General features: G+C 72.8%; 22 protein-coding genes. 9 read left to right on the top strand and 13 right to left on the bottom strand.

Going from position 1 to position 20,648, the window contains the following annotated elements:
- Positions 1-651: 651 nt before the first annotated feature.
- Positions 652-1,716, top strand: a complete 1,065-nt coding sequence (locus tag QWM81_RS14550; RefSeq protein WP_290112333.1) for a phosphatidylinositol-specific phospholipase C domain-containing protein — start codon at positions 652-654, stop codon at positions 1,714-1,716.
- Between the two features lie 38 nt (positions 1,717-1,754).
- On the opposite strand, the gene QWM81_RS14545 is transcribed toward QWM81_RS14550, so the two are convergent.
- The 4 genes from QWM81_RS14545 to QWM81_RS14530 form a co-directional block, all read right to left on the bottom strand.
- Positions 1,755-2,033: a mycothiol transferase gene (locus QWM81_RS14545; protein WP_290112332.1), complete on the bottom strand. Its 279-nt coding sequence runs from the start codon at positions 2,031-2,033 to the stop codon at positions 1,755-1,757.
- A gap of 49 nt (positions 2,034-2,082) precedes the next feature.
- Positions 2,083-2,955 (bottom strand): DUF6397 family protein, encoded by an 873-nt coding sequence (locus QWM81_RS14540; protein ID WP_290112331.1) that lies wholly within the window; start codon positions 2,953-2,955, stop codon positions 2,083-2,085.
- A gap of 118 nt (positions 2,956-3,073) precedes the next feature.
- On the bottom strand, positions 3,074-3,487 hold the full coding sequence (locus tag QWM81_RS14535; protein ID WP_290112330.1) for a roadblock/LC7 domain-containing protein: 414 nt from the start codon (positions 3,485-3,487) through the stop codon (positions 3,074-3,076).
- A gap of 189 nt (positions 3,488-3,676) precedes the next feature.
- Positions 3,677-4,162, bottom strand: a complete 486-nt coding sequence (locus tag QWM81_RS14530; RefSeq protein ID WP_290112329.1) for an ATP-binding protein — start codon at positions 4,160-4,162, stop codon at positions 3,677-3,679.
- 208 nt (positions 4,163-4,370) lie between these two features.
- On the opposite strand from QWM81_RS14530, the gene QWM81_RS14525 reads away from it, so the two are divergent.
- Positions 4,371-5,033 (top strand): dienelactone hydrolase family protein, encoded by a 663-nt coding sequence (locus tag QWM81_RS14525; RefSeq protein ID WP_290112327.1) that lies wholly within the window; start codon positions 4,371-4,373, stop codon positions 5,031-5,033.
- A 132-nt stretch (positions 5,034-5,165) separates the two neighbouring features.
- Here QWM81_RS14525 and QWM81_RS14520 read toward each other — a convergent pair whose 3' ends face one another.
- A complete protein-coding gene (locus tag QWM81_RS14520) occupies positions 5,166-5,579 on the bottom strand; it encodes a DUF742 domain-containing protein (protein ID WP_290112326.1) in 414 nt (137 codons plus the stop codon).
- Between the two features lie 256 nt (positions 5,580-5,835).
- Here QWM81_RS14520 and QWM81_RS14515 point away from each other — a divergent pair, with 256 nt between their 5' ends.
- From QWM81_RS14515 to QWM81_RS14505, 3 genes are all read left to right on the top strand, one after another.
- Entirely contained in the window at positions 5,836-6,435 is a 600-nt protein-coding gene (locus tag QWM81_RS14515) for a class I SAM-dependent methyltransferase (RefSeq protein ID WP_290112325.1), read from the top strand.
- A gap of 169 nt (positions 6,436-6,604) precedes the next feature.
- Positions 6,605-6,880: a hypothetical protein gene (locus tag QWM81_RS14510; RefSeq protein ID WP_435372369.1), complete on the top strand. Its 276-nt coding sequence runs from the start codon at positions 6,605-6,607 to the stop codon at positions 6,878-6,880.
- Between the two features lie 139 nt (positions 6,881-7,019).
- A complete protein-coding gene (locus QWM81_RS14505; RefSeq protein WP_290112323.1) occupies positions 7,020-7,994 on the top strand; it encodes a hypothetical protein in 975 nt (324 codons plus the stop codon).
- Positions 7,995-8,041: 47 nt separating this feature from the next.
- Here QWM81_RS14505 and QWM81_RS14500 read toward each other — a convergent pair whose 3' ends face one another.
- From QWM81_RS14500 to QWM81_RS14485, 4 genes are all read right to left on the bottom strand, one after another.
- Entirely contained in the window at positions 8,042-8,236 is a 195-nt protein-coding gene (locus tag QWM81_RS14500; protein WP_290112322.1) for a hypothetical protein, read from the bottom strand.
- A gap of 51 nt (positions 8,237-8,287) precedes the next feature.
- Positions 8,288-8,830 carry an MOSC domain-containing protein gene (locus QWM81_RS14495; protein ID WP_290112321.1) on the bottom strand — a complete coding sequence of 181 codons (543 nt, stop codon included), beginning with the start codon at positions 8,828-8,830 and terminating at the stop codon, positions 8,288-8,290.
- A gap of 131 nt (positions 8,831-8,961) precedes the next feature.
- Positions 8,962-9,144, bottom strand: a complete 183-nt coding sequence (locus QWM81_RS14490; RefSeq protein WP_290112320.1) for a tail-anchor membrane protein — start codon at positions 9,142-9,144, stop codon at positions 8,962-8,964.
- 80 nt (positions 9,145-9,224) lie between these two features.
- Positions 9,225-10,310, bottom strand: a complete 1,086-nt coding sequence (locus QWM81_RS14485; protein WP_435372367.1) for a fatty acid desaturase family protein — start codon at positions 10,308-10,310, stop codon at positions 9,225-9,227.
- Positions 10,311-10,567: 257 nt separating this feature from the next.
- On the opposite strand from QWM81_RS14485, the gene QWM81_RS14480 reads away from it, so the two are divergent.
- Complete coding sequence (locus QWM81_RS14480) at positions 10,568-13,477, top strand: SCO1167/SCO6262 family helicase (RefSeq protein WP_290112318.1); 2,910 nt, start codon at positions 10,568-10,570, stop codon at positions 13,475-13,477.
- A complete protein-coding gene (locus QWM81_RS14475) occupies positions 13,474-14,769 on the top strand; it encodes an SWIM zinc finger family protein (RefSeq protein ID WP_290112317.1) in 1,296 nt (431 codons plus the stop codon). The genes QWM81_RS14480 and QWM81_RS14475 overlap by 4 nt, the downstream gene beginning before the upstream one ends.
- 221 nt (positions 14,770-14,990) lie before the next feature.
- Here the strand turns inward: QWM81_RS14475 and QWM81_RS14470 are convergent, their stop codons facing one another.
- From QWM81_RS14470 to QWM81_RS14455, 4 genes are all read right to left on the bottom strand, one after another.
- Entirely contained in the window at positions 14,991-16,622 is a 1,632-nt protein-coding gene (locus tag QWM81_RS14470) for a polyamine aminopropyltransferase (RefSeq protein WP_290112316.1), read from the bottom strand.
- 7 nt (positions 16,623-16,629) lie between these two features.
- The gene (locus QWM81_RS14465; RefSeq protein WP_290112315.1) at positions 16,630-17,067 is read right to left on the bottom strand and encodes a DUF350 domain-containing protein; all 438 of its coding nucleotides are present in this window, start codon (positions 17,065-17,067) and stop codon (positions 16,630-16,632) included.
- 111 nt (positions 17,068-17,178) lie between these two features.
- The gene (locus tag QWM81_RS14460) at positions 17,179-17,589 is read right to left on the bottom strand and encodes a DUF4247 domain-containing protein (protein ID WP_290112314.1); all 411 of its coding nucleotides are present in this window, start codon (positions 17,587-17,589) and stop codon (positions 17,179-17,181) included.
- The gene (locus QWM81_RS14455; protein ID WP_290112313.1) at positions 17,586-18,080 is read right to left on the bottom strand and encodes a DUF2617 family protein; all 495 of its coding nucleotides are present in this window, start codon (positions 18,078-18,080) and stop codon (positions 17,586-17,588) included. The genes QWM81_RS14460 and QWM81_RS14455 overlap by 4 nt, the downstream gene beginning before the upstream one ends.
- 343 nt (positions 18,081-18,423) lie before the next feature.
- Between QWM81_RS14455 and QWM81_RS14450 the strand changes: the two genes are divergently transcribed.
- Both QWM81_RS14450 and QWM81_RS14445 read left to right on the top strand, forming a co-directional pair.
- The gene (locus QWM81_RS14450) at positions 18,424-19,221 is read left to right on the top strand and encodes an AAC(3) family N-acetyltransferase (RefSeq protein ID WP_290112312.1); all 798 of its coding nucleotides are present in this window, start codon (positions 18,424-18,426) and stop codon (positions 19,219-19,221) included.
- Between the two features lie 192 nt (positions 19,222-19,413).
- On the top strand, positions 19,414-20,631 hold the full coding sequence (locus tag QWM81_RS14445) for a phosphodiester glycosidase family protein (RefSeq protein WP_290112311.1): 1,218 nt from the start codon (positions 19,414-19,416) through the stop codon (positions 20,629-20,631).
- Positions 20,632-20,648: the final 17 nt, after the last annotated feature.

The following is a 20,648-nucleotide window of genomic DNA, read 5'->3' as shown; positions in this document are numbered from 1 at the left end:
CCCCCCCCCCCCCCCCCCCCCCCCCCCCCCCCCCCCCCCCCCCCCCCCCCCCCCCCCCCCCCCCCCCCCCCCCCCCCCCCCCCCCCCCCCCCCCCCCCCCCCCCCCCCCCCCCCCCCCCCCCCCCCAGCATACACGATTTCTCCCCCGCCCCCCCCACCCCCGCACACCCACACCCCCACACCCCCGCCCCCCCCCCCCCCCTCTCCCCTTGGGGCGGGGGGGGGCGGGCCCCGCGGGGGGGGGGGGGGGGGCCCGGGTGGGGCGGGTCCGGCCCGGCGGGTCCCGCCGGGTCAGGGAGTGGCGGGCGGCGCCAGGCAGACGGAACGGCGAGCGGCGGGGCAGGCCGGCGACCCGGCCGGGCCCGGCAGCCGGGACGCCGCCCGGTGGGGACAGCCCGGCGGGACAGGCGCGCGGATCCGCCGCCGCCTGACGGCACGTGGGCATCCACGGCACGGGGTCCCGCAATCGCCTGCCCGAGCTCGCGGGGCGTGGTGCGTGGTGACCCGATGGCGCCGTGCGGTGCGCGGTCGCAGGCCGGGGGGGTGGGTAGTGGGCGGGTTGGTGGAGCGGTCAGCCGCAGGCCTCCCTTCATTCACTCAACTCCCCTAGTGTTCGGCCGACTTGACGCACATCGACCGAGGCAGGGGTTCATGAGGAAGTTGTCGCGTACCGCAGGGGCGGCTGTGCTGGCCGGGGCACTGGGTCTGGGGGTCATGGCCGGTGAGGCCCGATCCGCCGATCCCGGGCAGTTGGCCTACTCGGGCTCGACCGGCGTCGGTGTCCACAACGCGTACGAAAAGGCCAAGTACCCTTACTTCGCCGACGCGTTGGACTCGGGCGCAGGGATGCTGGAGATCGACGTGTGGACCAACGCGTTCGGCAGATCATGGCGGGTCTCACACAGCAACCCCCTCGGGAACGACAACAACTGCGAGAACGCGGCGCACGCGGGCGAGTTGCGCACGAAGCCAAGAAACCAGGACCTCGGCGGGTGTCTCGCCGACATCCGGGCGTGGCACGACGCACACCCGGGGCACCGGCCGATCCTGCTGAAGATCGAGTTGAAGGATGGCTTCCAGAGCAAGAGCGGCCGGGGTCCCGCCGCCCTGGACGCGCTGCTCACCGCACGCCTGGGCGACGCGCTGTTCCGGCCCGCCGACCTGGCCAGGGGCCGGGCGGATCTCGACACCGCCGTACGTGCGGACGGCTGGCCCGCGCGCTCGGCGATGGCCGGGAAGTTCGTGGTCGAACTCATCCCCGGCACCGTCGAAGAGGACAACCCGATGGACACCCTGTGGACCGACCGCGAGTACGCCACGCACCTACGGGACCTGGCGGCGGCGGGCCGGCTGCGGGATGCGGCCGCCTTCCCCGCGGTGCACGGTGCCGCGTCGGGCGATCCCCGCACCCGGTACGCGGACGCCGGCATACGCCCCTGGTTCGTCGTCTTCGACGGTGACGCCTCCGCCTACGCGGGTGGCTCCATCGACACCGCCTGGTACGACCAGCGGCACTACCTGGTGGTGATGACGGACGCGCACAACGTGGCGCCCGCCATCGACGGCACCCGTCCGACCGAAGCGCAGGCGCGGGAAAGGGTCGGCCTGCTGGCCGGGCGGCATGCCAGCGTCGTATCGGCCGACTGGTACCCGCTGCCCGCCGTGCTGTCCGCCGTGCTCCCCCGAGGCGGCGCCCAGGGCCTGTATCAGGAGTGACCTTCCGCGACGCGAGCCCTCAGGGCGCTGCCGACCGGTTACCGCTGGGCGGTGGTGCCCGCACCGTGCAGCGTCTCGCGGATGATGTCCGCATGGCCGGCGTGCTGGGCTCTCTCCCGTATCAGGTGCAGGAGGGTCCGGCGCGCGGACCAGGGGACGGTCTCCGGTGGGGACCACGGGGTCCTCGGCAGGGGAACGCTCCTCTCCAGGTCCGGCGACACTGCCACGGCCTGTTCCCGCTGCTCGACGAGGGCGCGCAACAGCTCACCGCATTCGCCGGGGAGGGAGAGGGAGTGGCTCTCCGGCGATGTCGTCATGGCGTCACCGTAGGGGGCATGTAGGTCATAACTCGTCCTCCGCGGCGCATCATCCGGCGCGCACCGCCCTTCGCCGGCCCAGTCGCAGCCGGGTGAGCAGCCCGGCGCGGCCGGGGCCGCGTCTCGTGGGTGGGGGGCGGTGACCGCCGGGGTTGGGTCGAGGGGCGGGTGTGACCGCGCGGGCCTCGTCCAGGGCCAGGGACAGACTCATGCGGTGCCAGAGAATCTCGTCCGGGTCGTCCGCCAGGAGCAGCTGGTCGGTGATGTCCCGGGCGGTGAGGGACTCCGGCCGCGGCTGGGGCGGTTGGGGGCGGAGCCGGTCGAGGTGAGCCCGCTCGTGCGGGTCCTTCACCGCTTCGGCGACCTCGTCGGGGTCGAGGAGGGACGCGATGGCGGCCGCGGCCGCCCAGGGATCCTCGGCCTGGCGCAGCAGCAGCCCGAGGCGTCGAGAGCGCCAGTTGCGCGGGCGGGCGTCCTCTCCCGCCTCCAGCCTTGCGCGCACCGGAGCCGGCAGTCTGCCGTTGAGCAGGGCGGGATGTCGTTCGCCGAACTCGGCTACCTCGCCCGCCACATAGAGCCACACGACCGCGCGGTAGCGGTTGAGGTAGAACCTGGCCGGGCTGAAATGGCCGGTCCTGGCCAGCTTGGTGAAGCGGTCGCCCGTGATCGAAAGGAGGCCGGCGGCCTCCGCCGTACGGACCGTGCGGACGCGGTCGCGCAGACCGTCGGGGAAGTCCGGCGCGGCGCGCAGCCGGCCGATCTCTTCCTGCGCCACCCGGCGCCGCCCGCCGTCGGCGCCGGGCACGGTCCGCACATGCCCCAGTTGGACCGCGAGCTCGAACTCGTGCCGCTTCATGCGCAATTGCTGCGCGGCGCGCCCGAAGGCAACGGTGTGCGCTGTGGTGGCTTCCTTGACCGTCATGGCGGCCCTCCCCCGTGAGGCGTCCGATGCGATTACGTCGCGTCACGAAGGTAGCGCGGGTGGAGCCCCACGCGTCCGGCCTGTGGAAAACCGCGACCGGACGCGGACGCGCCGCTGGTCAGCGGTCGGTCAGGGCCACCCCGCCGGGCTGCCGGGCGGCGACCGCGAGATGCTCGCCGACCCGGTTGACGAGCAGCGTCATCTCGTACGCGACCTGCCCGACATCGGCCTCCGCCGCGCTGAGCACACACAGGCAGCTGCCCTCACCGGCCGCGGTGACGAAGAGCATCGCGTCGTCGAACTCCACCATCGTCTGGCGCGCCCTGCCCGCCCTGAAGTGCTTGCCGGATCCTCGGGCGAGGCTGTGCAGGCCCGACGAGACCGCGGCGAGGTGCTCCGCGTCCTCCCGCGCGAGCTGCGTGCTGGCGCCCGTCACCAGGCCGTCGTTGGACAGCACCAGGGCGTGCCATATGTGTTTGACCCGCTTCGTCAGGTCGTCCAGGAGCCAGTCGAGTCCTTTGTCCAGTGCCATGTCCGGTCCTCCCCGTTTCGTACGTTCCCCGCTGCCCCGTAAGCCTTGCGTACTGACGTGAGCAGGGCAAGCATGTGTGCCTCAGGAGACCGGGTCGAGCAGCGGGGCGGTGTGCACGCTCGCCGCGTACTCGACGAGTCTCGGAGGCCATCGATCACTTCTCTCAGGAGTGACGCCAACAGCTACTTCTCACCGGACGCTGGCGGCCGGTCGCACTTCGAAGCCGCCGTGGCCGTCGAATCGCACCTCCAGCACGGCGTCGAACCCGTCCGCCACGGTTGGCTTGCGCAGCCGCTTGTGCGTGGCGTGGATGCCGATGTCCGGAATGCGCTCCCGGCCCTCGCGGGCGGCGTTGCGTCCCAGAGAACCCCCGACGTCGGGAGGGAACCAGTACGCCGTCACGGTCGCGCCATGGGCATGTCCCAGGGCGATCAGCGGTGCCCACTCCTCCGGCGACGGATTGGTGTTGTCGACCGCTACCGGCCTGCCGGCCGCCAGCGCCGCATCCACCAGGCGCATCTGCCGGCGCTGCTTGTTGCGGGCACCCCTCGGGAACAGGTCCTTGCTCACCAGGACGTGACCGCCGGAGAGATGCTGCCGGTAGAAGGTGGACTTGCCCGAAGCCTGCAACCCGACCATGACGGCCATGTCCAGTGCCGTCCCGTCCTGCGACATCCGCTGTCCCACCTCCTCATGCTGTCAGTGTGCGCCCGCGCGGGGTATCCGCCGCGAGGTGGTGGGTACTCGGTGCGGTGCCCGTGACGGGCGGAAAAGGAAGGAAGGCTGCGATGGCCCAGACCAGCCCGTCCATGACGTATGAGCACGCCGGCAGTCGTCCCGCCGGGGCCGGACGGGGCGGGAGCGTTCACAGGAGGTTCCGGCCATGCCGACGACATCAGAGGCGGTCGCCATCGATGTGGGTGAGGTGACGCTCGCGGGAGACCTGGCCCTGCCCGAGGCGGCGCGGGGTGTGGTGGCCTTCGCCCATGGAAGCGGCAGCTCCCGGCACAGCCCGCGCAACCGCGCCGTGGCCGACTCCTTGCAGCGGGCGGGCCTGGGCACGTTGCTCATGGACCTCCTCAGCCCGGGCGAGGAGCGTGTCGACATGATCACCGCCGAGCTGCGGTTCGACATTCCGCTGCTGGGGCGGCGGATGACGGCGGCGGTCGACTGGCTGGGCGAGCGGCGGGGCACCGGCGGCCTTCCGGTGGGGCTGTTCGGGGCGAGCACGGGTGCCGCGGCCGCACTCGTGGCCGCTGCCGACCGACCGGACCGGGTACGAGCCGTGGTGTCGCGCGGTGGCCGCCCGGACCTCGCGGGGGCCGCGCTCGCCGGCGTACGCGCTCCCGTACTGCTCGTGGTCGGCGGTGCCGACCACGAGGTGCTGAGGCTGAACCAAGAGGCCGCCCGGCGACTGACCGCTCCGTGCACAGTGCGTGTGATTCCGGGAGCCACCCATCTCTTCGAGGAACCCGGGGCGCTGGAACAGGTCGCGGACGCGGCACGGGGCTGGTTCCTGCGCATGAGCGACGAGAGCGGGCCCTGAGGCCGGTACGGGTGGCCCGTGGACGCGCCGGACGCGCCGGACGGGCCGGACGCGCCGGACGGGCCGGACAGGCCGCTGGATTGGCCGCTGGACTGGCTCGTTGGACGGCTCCTCCCTCGGCTCCTTCACCGGCTACAAACCCCTCAGGCCATGGATCACCTCCTCAAGGATCCGTTCGTCGGGCAGCTGCGCGGGCGGTACGGGTCGGCTGACCCGTACGTAACCGGCTTCCAGGAGGTCGCCGAGGAGGACGCGGACCACTCCGACAGGCAGGTCGGTGTCGACGGCCAAATCGGCCACGGATTGGGTTTGGGCGCGGCACAGGAACAGAAGGGCCCGGTGTTCCGGACTGAGGAGGGTTTCCTCGGCTGCGCGGGGCCGATCGTCGTCGACGACGGCAAGCGCGATGAGGTCGAACCGTACGTTGCTCTGGCCGGGTTTGGCGCGGCCCCCGGTCATGGCATAAGGACGCACGAGGGGCCCGGCGTCGGTGTCGTACCAGTGGCTCCCGGCCACGTGCGGGGCGGTGCCGCTGTCGTCGGTCACGGGGGTCAGCCAGCCGAAAGTGGCGTGGTCAAGGTGTCCCATGACTCAGGGACGCTAGACCCGGCCGGGGGCGCACGCGGGGGGCGCATTCGAAAGCTGACGGAATATGACAACGGGCTGACCCTGAACGATCGTGCCGCGCTCGAACGTGTGCGCCGGTACGGTGCCGTACCCGCCGTACCCGCCGTACCCGCCGTACCGCCTTACCCGCCGTACCGCACCGTACGGTCGGTGATGGGTGAGGGATCATGTCCGTATGGCCGACGACCACGCACATGTGCAGGACTTCTTCACGGCACGGGCCGCCGACTGGGACGCGCGGTTCCCCGACGACGGGCCGGCGTACGCAGCGGCCGTCGCGGAGGTCGGGCTACGGCCCGGTGACGCCGTGCTGGACGCGGGCTGCGGCACCGGGCGCGCACTGCCGCCCCTCCGTGATGCGGTCGGCCCCCACGGGACGGTCATCGGCGTCGACCTGACGCCCGCCATGCTGGAGGAGGCGGTACGGGCGGGACGGGACGGCTGCGGGACGCTGCTGCTCGCCGACGTGGGGCGACTGCCGTTGCGGGAGGCGGCGCTCGACGCGGTATTCGGGGCGGGGCTCATCTCGCATCTGCCGCGCCCGGCCGACGATCTGCGGGAGTTGGCCCGTGTCGTACGGCCGGGCGGCCGGCTGGCGCTCTTCCACCCCGTCGGCCGCGCCGCGCTGGCAGCGCGCCACGGGCGGCACATCACCGACGACGACCTGCGCGCCGAGCCGAATCTGGGCCCCCTGCTCGCTGGTTCGGGCTGGCGCATGGTCTCGTACGTGGACGAGGACAACCGTTTCCTCGCCCTCGCGGTACGTCAGGACTGACGCAACGGGGTGCCCGGCATCCGGCCCCGCCGCCCCCTCCCCTGCCCTCCCCCTTCTGTCGTCGTAGGTCCGACTCTACGTTGGAGGTTCAGAGTCGTCGCAAGACCGGCGGTGATCGCCGCCGCGCAGCGGGAAGGTGGGCCCGGTGTTCAGCAGACTCCGTACGTTGATGAGGTTGCCCGCGTCGGAACGGAAGAACGGCTCCGGGCAGGGTCGGCACGACCACCGCCAGCACAACATCTTCGAGGCCGCCGCGGCCTATGTGGCCGCGTGTGCGGAGGACGACCAGGAGCGGATCGACGAGGCCGAGAGCTGGGTGTCGCCCGAGGCCCTGTCCTTCGGGGTGGGCGAACTGGCCTGCCGCGCGGTCATCGCGCTCGCCCGCGAGCGGAACGAGTCCCCGCAGACCGTGGCTCGTAGCCTTCTCGGCCTGCCGGCTGCCTGATGCCGTCCTGCCCATCCTGCAGTCCTGCCGTCCTGCCGACGTCGTCGGTCCGGCGGCGTCACCGGGAGCGGCCGGACCCTCGACGCCTGGGTTACTCGCTGGTTATGGTGCGCCGACGAGCTTGGGAGGGGAGGCCGCCATGGCCGGACCGGAACCGGTTGACGCCCGTGACGCCGTGGGCACCGCGCAGGACGACACGCTGTACGTCCTGACGGCCGTGCTGCTGACCCCCGCGCAGTTCCCGAGCGTGCTCGGTGACGACTATCCGGAGGCGTGCGCGGCCCTGGGGCTCGAACCGTACGCCGAGGGGTACGGGCTGGTGCTCGGCCAGGACGGCGAGGGCGCGCGGTGGACGGTCGTGGTCGACGACGTGTCGCTGGTCGCGGTGGCGATCGCCTCGTGGGACTGCGGGATGGACTACGACCTGTCCCCCGACGAGGGGAGCGTCGTCGTCGCCCTTCCGGGCTGGCCGCTGGCCCTGGCGGTCGCCGCGCCCCAGGTGCCCGCGCCCCATGACCCTGAAACGGCCGCAGGCGAACCGGGACCGCTGAGGCCGCCCGACCCCGGGCAGTGGGGCCCGGCCCAGCGCCGGCTGGGCGCGGACGAGGTCGCCCTACGGTGGATGGCCTGGCGGGAGCAGCTCGGCGAGAGCGACTTCGCCAAACCACCGGAGCGGGACGGCGACGGCCCCGGGCGCGGTGAGGGGCCCATGCGCGGGAACGGTGACGGGCGCGGGAACGGGCCCATGCGCGAGGACGGCTCCGGGCACGGGGACGGCTCCATGGGCGGCGGCGCTCCGGCAGCCGCCGAGGAGGAACGGGCCGGCAACCGGCGCGGCGACGACCGGCACGGCCGCCTCAGGCGCGTACTGGCAGAGCTGCGCGGCTACCTGGAGGAGCCGCCCCCGCCCGGTCGCGTGCGCTCCGGTTTCGCGCCCGGCGGCGCTCGCACGCTCCGGGCGGACGGGCCCGGCTGGTCACTGGTGGCCCGGACGGACGACATGGCCTTCGTCCTGCTGGACGAGATGCCCCGCGAGGTGCTGCCGGTCGGCCGTGGCCCGAACCTGCCGGCTCTGCTGGCCGCTCTCGACGCGATGGCGGTACGTCCGGCCTGACGCCGACCACGCGGGCGGCCCTGATCGTCCGCCGCCCGTCCGCCCCCTCACCCGCTGGGTTCGGCGGCGTCACCGTCCTCGGGCGTGTCCTCGGCGGGCGTCCCGTCCGGCAGATCCCCCTCCGCCGCCTCCGACAGGTCGGGGTCCCAGTGGTCGGGGCGGTTGCCGGCCTGCTCGTCCGGCAGGTCCCTCGGTATGCCCGCACCCTCGTGACCCTCGCCTTGGAGCCGCTTGTCGTCCATGGTCTCTCCCTCCGGTGTTCCGGCCGGGCGGGTACCCACAAGGTGCCGGGCTCAGACCCGCTCCAGGGGGCGGTGCGGGGCGGCCGGAAGCTCCACCTCGACCGGGTCCCCCGGCCGTACGGATCCCGCGGCTTTCACGATGCCCATGATCCCGGCCTTGCGGACGATGGCGCCTGCCTCGTCACGGCCGACGACCTGCTTGAGCAGCCCGTCCTGGAAATTGTCGATCTGCAAGCAGGGATTGCGCAGGCCGGTGACCTCGACGACGGCTTGTGCGCCTATGCGCAGCAGGGTGCCGGTGGGCAGGCCGAGCAGGTCCACTCCCCGGGTGGTGATGTTCTCGCCGAGGTCGCCCGGGGCGACGGTGAAGCCCGCCTCGGCCAGTTCGTCGAAGAGTTCCTCATGGATGAGGTGCACCTGCCGGAGGTTCGGCTGCGTCGGGTCCTGCGCCATGCGCGAGCGGTGCTTGACCGTGGCCCCCGCGTGCACGTCCCCCTCGACACCGAGTCCCGCCAGCAGCCTGATGACCGGCCGGTTGGGCTTGGTGAACGTGTACTGCCCGTTACTGCTGACCGCCGTGACTCTCCCGCCCATCGAGCGGACCCCCCTCTGTTGTGCGGCCTCCGTTTTACCGGCTTCTGCCGTACCGGCCTCTGTCGTACCGGCCTCTGTCGTACCGACCCTCTGCCGTGCCGGCCTCTGCCGTACTGGTCATGCGTGGCCCGTCAGCGGCCGAGTTCCTTGCGGCTCACGCGGCGCAGCCTGCGCCGCTGGCCCGGGTCCAGTGCCAGGTAGGCGACGGCCGGGACGCCGAGCACCACCAGCAGGGACAGCCAGAACCCGATCAGCGGCCACAGGAGAAGGCCCACAGCCACTCCCCCGATGACGATCTTCGTCCTTGTCGACATGTCCGACGCCTCCTTCACGGCCGCGGCCGCTTCCTGCCCTATGAACGTGCGATCGAGCGGCACGGTTCCACGTTCGCCGCTCAGGCCATACGGAGAGGCGCACCGACCTCGTACAGATGCCCCAGCGCCTGGCGGTACGAGTCGATGAAACCCGTCTCCGTGTAACGAATACCCAGCGCGCGGCAGTGGGCGCGCACCACGGGCTGGGCGAGCCGCAGGTGGGGCCGGGCCATGCTGGGGAAGAGGTGGTGCTCGACCTGGTAGTTCAAGCCGCCCAGGAACCAGTCGGTCAGGACGCTGCCACGGATGTTGCGGGAGGTCAGGACCTGGCGGCGCAGATGACCCCAGGGCTCGCCGTCCGGGTCGGGCACTTCCATGCCCTTGTGGTTGGGCGCGAAGGCCATGCCCAGGTGGAGGCCGAGCAGCATCTGGTGGATCAGCCCGAAGACGATGGCCTGGCCCAGGGGCATGGTGGCCAGCAGCAGGGCCAGGTATCCGGCGACGTGGGCGAAGAGCAGGCCGCCCTCGATCGCACGCTCGCGCGGCGTCTGGCGTGGTCCGTCCTTGGAGAACAGGGCCTGGAAGCCGTACACCTTCAGGGCGAGCCCTTCGAGGGTGGTGAGCGGGAAGAACAGCCAGGCCTGGTGGCGGATCAGCCAGCCGCGGAGGCCGGTGTGTCCGACCGCCTGGTGCTTGGCGAAGACGAGGACGTCCGGGGCGACGTCCGGGTCCTTCTCCTCGTGGTTGGGGTTGGCGTGGTGCCGATTGTGCTTGTCGTTCCACCACTCCTGGCTCATGCCGAGCAGGAGATTGGCGTGCACCAGCTGTATGAGCCGGTTCCTGCCCCTGTCGGCGCTGATCTGCGCGTGCCCGGCGTCATGACCGAAGAAGGCGGCCCTCGCGGACAGGACGGCCAGCGGGACGGCCAGCAGCAGCGACCACCAGGAGTGCCCGAACAGCACAAGGCCGGCGGCGACGGCCGTCAGGCCGAGCAGATTGACCGTGATACCGAGGGTGTACCAGCCGGTACGCCGCTCCAGCAACGCCTGCTCCTTGATCGTGCGGAGCAGGGGCGCGAACTCGCTGCCGGAACCGCGCTTGCCCTTCTGCGCACCGGGAGGTGCCATGGGTGCGGGGAGGACGAGGGCAGAGGTGGCCTGTGGCATGGCTTCTCCGGATGTGTAGGCCCGTGCGCGGACATGCGCGCCGGCCTGGTGAACGTACGGATGAGCGATAGCCCAGAGCCATGGGATCACCACCCGGAACCGGGTGGGGGCTTTCCAGGGTACTGGGGTGGTGGTACCTGCACCCCGGCCACGAAGTGGACTATGTCACGGCGCCTTTGCTCCTGCGCGGGGGACCGATCAGGTACCCTCGGCGCTTCGGATCCCCACTAGTCAAATTTGAGGAATGCGGCAGCGCTGTGCACAGACCTCCCCAAGCAACGCCATACGAGATCCCCGTTATCCCCCAATTCGCCCGCTGCTCCACGGTATTCCTGCAGGGCGACCCGGCGCGCACCGGACGTGTCGCCTTCTGGCGGTTAGGAGACGGCGAGCCACCGCCGGGTCCCGGCCGCGTCGAGGAGCTGACCGTCGTCGGTCCCGACGCGCAGACGTGTGCCGTGCGCGCGCTGGTGATGTCCGTACGGGACGCGCTGCCCGTGCTCACCCGGGCGCGGTGGTCCGCGCACGCCTCCCCCGCGACCGCCTTCTGGGGCGCCGCGGCCCTGCTGGCGCTCCAACTGGCCGCGCGCGGGCTGCTCCTGCCGGGCCTCAGCGCCACCGACCACGACGCGTGGCGGGCCGGGCCGCTGAGCCCGGAGGACCTGGAGCGGACGCGTAGGCTCGCCGCCTCGATGCCGCCGGCCGCGCACGCCGTGCCGGTCGGGACGGCGGCCGACGGCATGGTCCTGCTGCCCGAACCGGAGCGGCTGCTGCGCTCGTTCCTCGACGCGGTGGCCGACACACTGCCCCGCACACCGGCGGCGCCGCTCGCGGCGGGCGGCCCGGCGTTCGCGGCCCAGGAGCCGCGGCACCTGCCCGCGCAGCGGGCGTGGGCGGCGGACGTAGCGGCGGGCCATGACGCGGGCGTACGGCTCTCGCTGCGCATCGAGGTCCCGGGACTGGACACGGCCGAGGACACGACCGAGGAGATCGCCACCAGCCCCACCTTCCGCGCCGTCCTGCAGATGCACAGCGTCAGCGACCCGGCGCTCGTCGCGGACGCCGCCGAGGTCTGGGCGGGCGCGACCGGTGACCGGTTCGGGCCCCGCTCGCGGATGGACGCGCTCCTCGCGCTACGGCGGGCCGCCCGCGCCTGGCCTGCGCTGGCCCCGCTGCTGTCGGCCGCCGTACCGGACGCGATCGACCTGGCCGACGAGGAGGTCACCGAGCTCCTGGGCGAGGCGGCGCGGGCGCTGGCCGCCACCGGTGTACAGGTGCACTGGCCCCGGCAGTTGGCACGCTCACTGACCGCGCGTGCCGTGATCGGCCCCCCGGACGACGGGCGGCACGGCACGGAGGAGGGGCCCGGAAACGGCGGCCCGCACGCGGCGGAGGCCTCGGGCCTGCCGGCGTTCCTGTCGGCCGACGCCCTGCTCGCCTTCGACTGGCGGTTCGCCGTGGGCGACCAGGAACTCACCCGCGCGGAACTGGACCGGCTCGCCGAGGCCGGCCGGCCCGTGGTGCGGCTGCGCGACCAGTGGGTGCTGATCGACCCGGAGGAGGCGCGGCGCGCCCGGGACCAGCAGGACCGCAAGGTCACGCCCATCGACGCGCTCGGCGCGGTGCTGACGGGCACCACGGAGGTGGACGGCCGCCCCGTCGCCGTACAGCCTTCGGGGTGGCTTCAGGCGCTGCGCGACCGGCTCGCCGACCCGGAGGGCGGACGGCAGGAGATCGGGCAGCCCGCGGCGCTCGCCGCGACCCTGCGCGACTATCAGCTGCGCGGCTTGAACTGGCTGCACCGGATGACGTCGCTCGGGCTCGGCGGCTGTCTCGCCGACGACATGGGGCTGGGCAAGACCATCACGCTCATCTCGCTGCACCTGCACCGGCAGACCGACCCCTCGGCGGCGGGCCCCACCCTGGTCATCTGCCCGACGTCCCTGATGGGCAACTGGCAGCGGGAGGTGGAGCGGTTCGCACCGGGTACGCCGGTACGCCGCTTCCACGGCTCGGGACGGGACCTGGAGGGCCTGGCGGACGGGGAGTTCGTGCTCACCACGTACGGCACGATGCGGCTCGACGCGGCACGGCTCGCGCGGGTGGGCTGGGGCCTGGTCGTCGCGGACGAGGCGCAGCACGTCAAGAACCCGTACTCGGCGACCGCGAAGCAGCTGCGCACCATCGGCGCCAAGGCACGGGTCGCGCTGACCGGCACGCCGGTGGAGAACAACCTCTCCGAGCTGTGGGCCATCCTGGACTGGACGACGCCGGGTCTGCTGGGACGTCTGGGCACGTTCCGCAGCCGGTACGCGCGGGCGGCGGAGGGCGGCGCCGACCCGGCCGCCGCCGAGCGGCTCGCCGCGCTGGTCCGGCCGTTCCTGCTGCGCCGCCGGAAGTCCGACCCGGGGATCGCGCCGGAGCTGCCGCCGAAGACGGAGACCGACCGGGCGGTGTCGCTGACCGCGGAGCAGGCGGGGCTGTACGAGGCGGTCGTACGCGAGACCATGGCGGCGATCGCGGAGGCGGACGGCATGGAACGCCGAGGGCTCGTGGTGAAGTTGCTGACCGCGCTCAAGCAGATCTGCAACCATCCGGCGCAGTACCTGAAGGAGGACCGGCCGAAAATCGCGGACCGGTCCGGGAAGCTGGAGCTGCTGGACGAACTGCTCGACACGATCCTCGCCGAGGGCGCGAGTGTGCTGGTGTTCACGCAGTACGTGCGGATGGCGCGGCTGCTGGAGCGGCACCTGGCGGCGCGGGGCGTGCGCACCCAGTTCCTGCACGGGGGCACTCCGGTGGCCCGGCGGGAGGCGATGGTCACCCGCTTCCAGGACGGTGGGATCCCCGTCTTCCTGCTGTCGTTGAAGGCCGCCGGTACCGGGCTCAACCTCACCCGGGCGGGCCATGTCGTGCACTACGACCGCTGGTGGAACCCGGCCGTCGAGGCGCAGGCCACCGACCGTGCGTACCGGATCGGGCAGACCCAGCCCGTACAGGTGCACCGGCTGATCGCGGAGGGCACGGTCGAGGACCGGATCGCCGCGATGCTGGCGCGCAAGAAGGAGCTCGCGGACGCGGTGCTCGGCTCGGGCGAGAGCGCGCTGACCGAACTGACCGACGCCGAGCTGGCGGAACTGGTGGAACTGCGAGGGAGCGCGCGATGAGCCATGGTGACGACAACGCACGTACGTTCGCGGCGCTGCCGCCCGCGCACGGCCTGGGTTTCGCGCAGACCTGGTGGGGCCGGGCCTGGCTGAAGGCACTGGAGGACACGGCGCTCGACGCCGCGCAGCTGAGGAAGGGCCGCAAGCAGGCCCGGGACGGCTCGGTGGGCGCCGTGTCGGTACGGGCAGGGCGGATCACCGCGGTCGTGAAGGACCGGGACGGCACCGCGCGGCGCAGCGATGTGCTGCTCCAAGAGCTGTCCGAGGAGGAGTGGGACCGGTTCCTGGACATGGCGGTGGACCGGGCCGGCCATATCGCGGCCCTATTGGACCGGGACATACCGCCACACCTGGTGGAGGACGCGGCGGCCGCCGGGGTCGAACTGCTGCCCGGCATCGGCGACCTGGAGCCCTCGTGCACCTGTGACGCCTGGGACCACTGTCCGCACACGGCGGCGCTGTGCTACCAGGTGGCGCGGCTGCTGGACCAGGATCCTTTCGTCCTGCTGCTGATGCGGGGGCGCGGGGAGCGGTGGCTGCTGGATGAGTTGCAGGTACGCAGTGTGGCGCGGGCGGCTCGGGGCGACGACGAGGTGTCCGGCGGGGCATCCGCGCCCGATGGGCCCGAGGGGGTACGGGCGGACGAGACGTTCGCCGCGCGGGACATCCTGCCGCCGCTGCCCGCGCCGCCGGCGCTGCCCGAGGCGCCCGGGAAGCCGCCGTCGCTCGACACCGAGACGGCTCCGGAGCCCGGTGTCGACCCGGGGGCGCTGGAGCTGCTGGCGGCGGACGCGGCGGCGCGGGCGCACCGGATGCTGGTGGACGCCCTGGCGCCCGGTCACGAACAGCAGCCAGTGGAGCATGAGCTGACACCGTCTCAGGACGCGGTGCGGCTCGCCGCGACGGCCGGGCCGGGCCCGGTGGTCATGGACCGGCTCGCCGCCGGGACCGGACGGCGCCGTGCGGACCTGGACCTCGCCACGCGCGCGTGGCGGCTGGGCGGCGCGGAGGCACTCGCCGTACTGGGCGACGACGAGTGGACGCCCGGCCCCGAGCTCCTGGCGACCGCGAGGGCGCGGCTCGCCGAAGCCTGGGACGACGGTGAGCGGCCCGCGCTGAGGGCGACCGGGCCGGGGCGCTGGGGCGTGCCCGGCACAGACGCCCAGGTGCGGCTCGGCCGCGACGGCCGCTGGTGGCCGTACCGGAAGGAGTCCGGCCGCTGGACCCCGGCGGGCCCGCCCGACCCGTGCCCGGCCGCGGCCCTGGCGGCCCTGCTGGACGGCGACGTGTGACGCCTGGCCGGTGCGGCTCGCGATCGATACGGCCGCCGGGTGCGGCACCCCCGGCCCCGAACGGGTGACGGATCAGCGGTCCGCCCCGTACGGCGGCGGATCGGTCCCGTATGGGATGGGCGGCCGCGGTCAGTAAACCCGCCCCGTATGGGCGGCCGTCAGTAAACCCGCTCCGTACGGGCGGCCGAAACGCCGTCCGCCCGCCTCCGTAAGGCGGCGGATCAGTAGTTCTGCCACTCGTGGCGGGTGTACTCCAGGACCACCGGGTCCATCAGCGTGCTGGCCCGTACATTCTGCGGGCGGCGGTCCAGGGGGAAGACGGTGGCGGCCTTGAGGACAGCCTCGTCCAGGAACCGCAGTGGCGGGGCGTCCTCGGCCAGGCGCAGGGGCGGCTGGGGACGGTTCCGGCCCGGGGTGGCCAGGATGAAGCCCCAGTTGCCGAAGCTGGGCACGTCCACCTGGTACTCGGTGGTGCCGTAACCGGCCGCGCCGATCGTCGCGGCGATGGACCAGTACGACTTGGGGGCGAAGAACGGGGAGCCGCCCTGCACCATGACCCGGCTTTCCGGCGTCAGTACGCGCTGGAGCAGGTGGTAGAACTCGACGGAGTAGAGCTTGGCCAGCGCGGCGGTGTCCGGGTCGGGAAAGTCGACGAGGACCGTGTCGAAGCGCTGGGTGGCGTCCCTGAGCCAGTTGAAGGCGTCGGCGTTGACGGCGGTGACCCGGGGGTCGGCGAGCGCGTCGCCGTTGAGCTCGCGCAGCGGCTCGAAGGTGCGGGCGAGCCTGGTCACCGCCGGATCGAGATCGACCAGCGTGACGTCTTCGACGTCGTCGTACCGCAGCACCTCCCGCAGGGCCAGCCCGTCACCGCCGCCGAGGATGAGCACGGACGAGTGCCTGCCCGACATGGCGGGGTGGACCAGGGCCTCGTGGTAGCGGTACTCGTCGACGGAGGAGAACTGGAGGTCGCCGTTGAGGAACAGCCGCACGTCGGGCTCCCCGGTGAAGGCCGTGGACCGGGTGACGACGATGTCCTGGTACGGCGTGGTCTGCGCGTGGACGATCGGGTCGCGGTAGAGCTGCTGCCGCGCCGTGACCTCGATGTCGTCCGCCAGGGCGTACACCGTGCCCAGTACGGCCAGGACTGCCGCCATCCCCGTCAGCAGCCCGATCCGCACGACACGGCGCGTCTGGTGCCGGAAGATCCACAGGACCACCATGACTCCGGCCACGGCATTGACCGCACCCACCACCAGCGCGCCCTTGAGCTGGCCGAACGCGGGCAGGAGCAGGAGAGGGAAGCACAGGCCGCCGACCAGTGCTCCGATGTAGTCGACCGCGAACATGTCGGCGACCGCGCTGCCCGCCTCCTGGCGCCTGATCCGCTGAAGCAGCGTCATCAGCAGCGGGATCTCGGCGCCGATGAGGAGCCCGACGACGAACGTGACCACCACCATGGACGGCATGTACACCCGCAGCCAGGCGAAGGACACGTACAGGACGAGCACCGACAGGCCGCCGACGAGCGCGAGCACTCCCTCCACGAGGGCGAAGGCGCCCACCGCGCGCCGTTGCAGCGGCTTGGCCGCCAGCGAACCGACGCCCATGGCGAAGACCATGACGGAGATGACCACGGACGTCTGCATCACCGAGTTGCCGATGAGGTAGCTGCCCAGCGCCGTCAGGGCCAGCTCGTACACCAGACCGCAGGCCGCGCAGAGGAACACGGCGAGCAGCAGCAGGAAACGCGCCCCCCGCGAGTGGACCGCGTGCGGGCGGGCGGTCACCACCGGGACAGACGGCGTGGGAGCAGGGGCGGGGATGGGCGTGCGGTCCAGCGGGGTGGTGCTCATGGCGTGGCTACGAGACGGCGGCACCGACCATGAAGGCCGTGCCGATGTACATCGCGGCCTGGACCCAGGCGGCGGGATGGGGGCGGTCACCGTTGTCGTCCAGCAGGGCGGCACCCAGGCGGCCGGGGGTCAGCAGGCCGACGACGCACGCCACGAGGGTCATCACGGCCACTCCGGCAAGGCCGTACAGCAGCGTGCTGAACAGCCCAAGGGCAAGGCCCTGTTCGGACTCGCTCGCCCGGATGGACTGCTCGATGACCAGGCCGATGGCGATCGTCTGGCCGGCGAGGAGGACCGCGGCGCCGCGGTTGCGCTCGGTCCACACGACATGGACGAGCTTGCCGGGGGTCACGAGGTCCAGTGCGATGAAGCCGACCGCCATCACGATGAAGCCGGTCAAGCCGTAGAGCAGGGCGGTGCCTGCCGACTCGAGAATCTCTGCCACGAAGGTGCCTTTCGGGAACGTCGTCGTCCGGAGTTCAGGGAGCTCCGGAGTTCGGGAGTTCGGGAGTTCGGGAGTTCGGGGGGGCGGCCGGGGTCGGGCGGCCGGAGGCGGTTACTTGCCGGAGCCGGGTCCGCCGCCGCGGAACGCGCTGGTGTCCGGATCCGGCCAAACGTTTCCGATGCGGGACCGCCACCGCTTGTAGCCGGAGCGGTAGTCGTCGACCTCGATCCGGCTGCCGCGCTTGTAGGGGCTGATGGCGACGATGTCGTCGCGGTAGCGGAGGAAGACCATGTCGCCGTCGCTGGTGCGGTCGCGGGCGGAGGTGTGACCGTGGATCTCGTCGGCGACCTTCGACGTGCGGTCTCTGCTGTCGATGTAGCCCGCTCCGCTGCGGCCGTACTCCTGCCGGATCCAGGACAACGGCACGCCGTTGCCGCCGTCGTCATCGTCCGGCTCACTGGAGCAGGCGGTCAGGGCGACGGTCGCGAGCATCGTCACGCTGATGAGTCGGGCGGTCTTCATCGGGCCTCCAGCCGGGTGTGCGTCGCCACGATCCGGCGGCTCTGCGGGTACGTGTGCCAGGTGCGCCAGACCAGGCCGGTGCCGTGCCGCTCGACGGACAGGGCGGTGACGGCCTCCTGGGAGCCGGGGAAGATCCCGTACAGCGCCCAGGAGTCGCCCTCGGACCGGCCGCGGATCCAGGCCACCTGCGCGCTGAAGGCCGTCGCGGAGAAGCGCTGGACGCGGGCGCTGAAGCTATAGCTCCAGTCGTCGAACTCCTGCCCCGCCGACTCCGGCAGGCCTCCCGCCACGCCGGGCAGGCAGGCCACGGTTTCCCGGACAGGGCCGGTGAAGACCTGGTGGGACGCGCCGAGAAGCCTGAGCTGGACGCCCAGCCCGCCGACCGTCAGGTCGCGGACGGCGAGTGCCTCGCGCGCCGGCTGTCCCAGGGTGAAGGAGAGCTGGTCGGCGTCCGTGTCCAGATAGGGGGTGGTGAGTGCTATTCCGCTCACGTGCCGCTGCTCCGGCGGATGTCACGTGGTGCCGGCCGTGCTACGGCGGGGCGCTCTCCCGGCACAGCCGCCCCGATGGGGTCGGCGCCTCCGGCGGGTCCGGTGCCGAGGACGGGGTGCTGGGGCTTCAACGATGTTCCCTAGGGGCTACGGGGCGGGCAACAAGCGCGCTGAGTATTGCACAGGGCTCGGGCGGCACCGCCGATGGCGGCGCCGCCATCGGCGCGGCTCGGCCTCACCTTCCGCGGCTCGGCTTCTTCCGGTATCCGGTGCGGGGGTGCGCAGCCCCTACGATGGCCCGCGTCGAAGCGGGGCGGGGAGCCGAGCGAGCGGGGAGCGAGCCGTGGCCGGGACCGGAGTCCATACGGAGCGTCAGCTCACCGCGCAGCTCGCCCGGCTGGGTGTCGAGCCTGGTGGGTTGCTGCTGGTGCACTCGTCCTTGCGGGCGGTGGGGCCTGTGGCGGGCGGCGCGCAGGCGGTGCTTCGCGCGGTACGCGGTGCGCTCGGGCCGGGCGGCACGGTCGTGGTGCCGACGTTCACGGCGGGCAATTCGGACACCTCGTCCGCCTACCGCGAGCGGGTGTGCGGACTGGGTGAGGCGGAACGGGCGGCGGTGCGGGCGGCGATGCCGCCGTACGACCCGGACACCATGCCGTCCGACGGGGTCGGGATCCTGCCGGAGATCGTGCGCACCCGGCCGGGCGCGGTGCGCAGCGCGCATCCGCAGACGTCGTTCGCGGCGCTCGGGCCGCACGCCGAGAGGGTGGTGTCGGGGCACCGGCCGGACTGCCACCTCGGTGAGGAGTCGCCGCTCGCCCGGCTGTACGACCTGGGGGCGCGGATCCTGCTGCTGGGGACGGCATTCGCCGGGTGCACCGCCTTCCACCTGGGCGAGTACCGGGTGGCGTGGCCGCCGCGCCGTACGTACCGCTGTGTGGTCCTGGACGGCGGTGTGCGGCGGTGGTGGCAGTACGAGGACGTGGCCCTCGACGACGGCGACTTCGACGCGCTCGGGGCCGACCTGGAGCGGGACGGCGCCGCTTCCGTACGGACGGGCGTGGTGGGATCGGCGCGGTGCCGACTGCTGGACCTCGCGCAGGCGGTGGACTTCGCGCGGGGATGGTTCGAGCGGAACCGGTGACGCCACGCCGGGTGTTCCCCCCGTGGGGGGTGACGAGGGGTCAGGGGCCGCGTGCGTCAGGCTGACTCAGGCCGCCGAATGGCGTACGTTTCCCGGCTCGTTCCCGAGCGGCCGGTTCGTAGCCCGGCCCGGCTGGGCAACTCTTTCGAGACCTGTGGGAGTTGCCCTTACGCCTGGGGGACTGTGACCGTGATGCGCCGCCGTGCGATTCTGCTGCTCGTTCTGGCGTCCCTGCTGAGCACCGCGCTCGTGGGCGCTCCACCGGCCGCGCCCGCGCCCGTGTGGAAACGTGTCGCGGCGGGGGTGGAGTACCGCTGGTACGACATCCCGTCGGCGCGCGGCACGGCGCGGGCCCATCTGCTGTCGGTGGACCTGAGCGACGCGCGGGTGTCGACGGGGCTGCTGTATCCGGGGGTTGTCGCCGCGCGCTCCCCGCTGTCCACGCTGGCCGACGGCGCGGGCGCGGTGGGTGGCGTCAACGGTGACTTCTTCCATCTGTCGGAGACGCAGCATCCGGGCGTGGCGGCGACGGGCGCGCCGGTCGGGCCCGCCGTCGCGGACGGCCGGGCGCTGAAGGCCGCCGTGCCGGACGGACAGCGCTTCGGGCCGGCCCTTCCGCCGGGGACGAACGCCCGTCAGGTGGTGGGCGTGGGCGAGGACGGTCTGGCCCGGATCGGCGAACTGGTGCTGGAGGGAACGGTTTCGGCGCCGCAAGGTGAGCTGCCGTTGGGCGGGCTCAACCAGTACGCGCTGCCGGTGGATGCGGTGGGGGTGTTCACCAAGGACTGGGGCGCCGCATCACGTGCGCGGGCCACATGTGGCACGGACACACAGCGCAGTGCACCGTGCAGCCAGGAGACCCATGAGGTGACGGTGCGCGGCGGCAAGGTCGTCGCGGTTGCCGAGACGCCGGGCCGGGGAGAGATCGCCCCGGGCACGGAGGTACTGGTGGGGCGCGAGGCGGGGGCGCGGGAGCTGCGGAAGATGGCGGTCGGGGACCAGGTGAGCGTCCGGTACGGGCTTGTCGCCGCCGACCAGGATGCGGCGTACCGCTTCGCGGTGGGCGGCTATCCGGTGCTTCGCGGTGGGGAGCCGCTGGCGGGGATGGACGCGGTGACTCCCGCGGTACGCACGGCGGCGGGGGTCGGGAACGGGGGGCAGCGGCTGCTGCTGCTGGCGCTGGACGGTTCGCCGGTGTACCGCAACGGGCTGACCGTCGTCGAACTGGCGGAGGCGATGCGGGACCTGGGCGCCGCGGACGCCGTCAACCTGGACGGCGGGGGGTCTTCCACGCTGGTGGCCCGGAAGGAGGGGGCGGCGAAGGCGAGCGTGCTCAACCATCCCGCGGGCGGGACCCAGCGGGCCGTGCCGAACGGCATCGGCGTCTTCGTCCGGCCGGACGCCCCCTAGGGCGCCTTCCGGGGCGA

The organism is Streptomyces ficellus (genome assembly GCF_030406405.1).
Taxonomy (GTDB): Bacteria; Actinomycetota; Actinomycetes; order Streptomycetales; family Streptomycetaceae; genus Streptomyces; species Streptomyces ficellus_B.
Note: the sequence above shows the minus strand (reverse complement) of the source record. Positions and strands in the feature narration are given on the sequence as shown.

Bases quoted from the DNA above. Each gene is read 5' to 3' on its own strand.
- QWM81_RS14550 (WP_290112333.1), top strand. From the start codon at position 652: ATGAGGAAGTTGTCGCGTACCGCAGGGGCGGCTGTGCTGGCCGGGGCA.
- QWM81_RS14545 (WP_290112332.1), bottom strand. From the start codon at position 2,033: ATGACGACATCGCCGGAGAGCCACTCCCTCTCCCTCCCCGGCGAATGC.
- QWM81_RS14540 (WP_290112331.1), bottom strand. From the start codon at position 2,955: ATGACGGTCAAGGAAGCCACCACAGCGCACACCGTTGCCTTCGGGCGC.
- QWM81_RS14535 (WP_290112330.1), bottom strand. From the start codon at position 3,487: ATGGCACTGGACAAAGGACTCGACTGGCTCCTGGACGACCTGACGAAG.
- QWM81_RS14530 (WP_290112329.1), bottom strand. From the start codon at position 4,162: ATGTCGCAGGACGGGACGGCACTGGACATGGCCGTCATGGTCGGGTTG.
- QWM81_RS14525 (WP_290112327.1), top strand. From the start codon at position 4,371: ATGCCGACGACATCAGAGGCGGTCGCCATCGATGTGGGTGAGGTGACG.
- QWM81_RS14515 (WP_290112325.1), top strand. From the start codon at position 5,836: ATGGCCGACGACCACGCACATGTGCAGGACTTCTTCACGGCACGGGCC.
- QWM81_RS14510 (WP_435372369.1), top strand. From the start codon at position 6,605: ATGAGGTTGCCCGCGTCGGAACGGAAGAACGGCTCCGGGCAGGGTCGG.
- QWM81_RS14505 (WP_290112323.1), top strand. From the start codon at position 7,020: ATGGCCGGACCGGAACCGGTTGACGCCCGTGACGCCGTGGGCACCGCG.
- QWM81_RS14500 (WP_290112322.1), bottom strand. From the start codon at position 8,236: ATGGACGACAAGCGGCTCCAAGGCGAGGGTCACGAGGGTGCGGGCATA.
- QWM81_RS14495 (WP_290112321.1), bottom strand. From the start codon at position 8,830: ATGGGCGGGAGAGTCACGGCGGTCAGCAGTAACGGGCAGTACACGTTC.
- QWM81_RS14490 (WP_290112320.1), bottom strand. From the start codon at position 9,144: ATGTCGACAAGGACGAAGATCGTCATCGGGGGAGTGGCTGTGGGCCTT.
- QWM81_RS14485 (WP_435372367.1), bottom strand. From the start codon at position 10,310: ATGCCACAGGCCACCTCTGCCCTCGTCCTCCCCGCACCCATGGCACCT.
- QWM81_RS14475 (WP_290112317.1), top strand. From the start codon at position 13,474: ATGAGCCATGGTGACGACAACGCACGTACGTTCGCGGCGCTGCCGCCC.
- QWM81_RS14470 (WP_290112316.1), bottom strand. From the start codon at position 16,622: ATGAGCACCACCCCGCTGGACCGCACGCCCATCCCCGCCCCTGCTCCC.
- QWM81_RS14460 (WP_290112314.1), bottom strand. From the start codon at position 17,589: ATGAAGACCGCCCGACTCATCAGCGTGACGATGCTCGCGACCGTCGCC.
- QWM81_RS14445 (WP_290112311.1), top strand. From the start codon at position 19,414: ATGCGCCGCCGTGCGATTCTGCTGCTCGTTCTGGCGTCCCTGCTGAGC.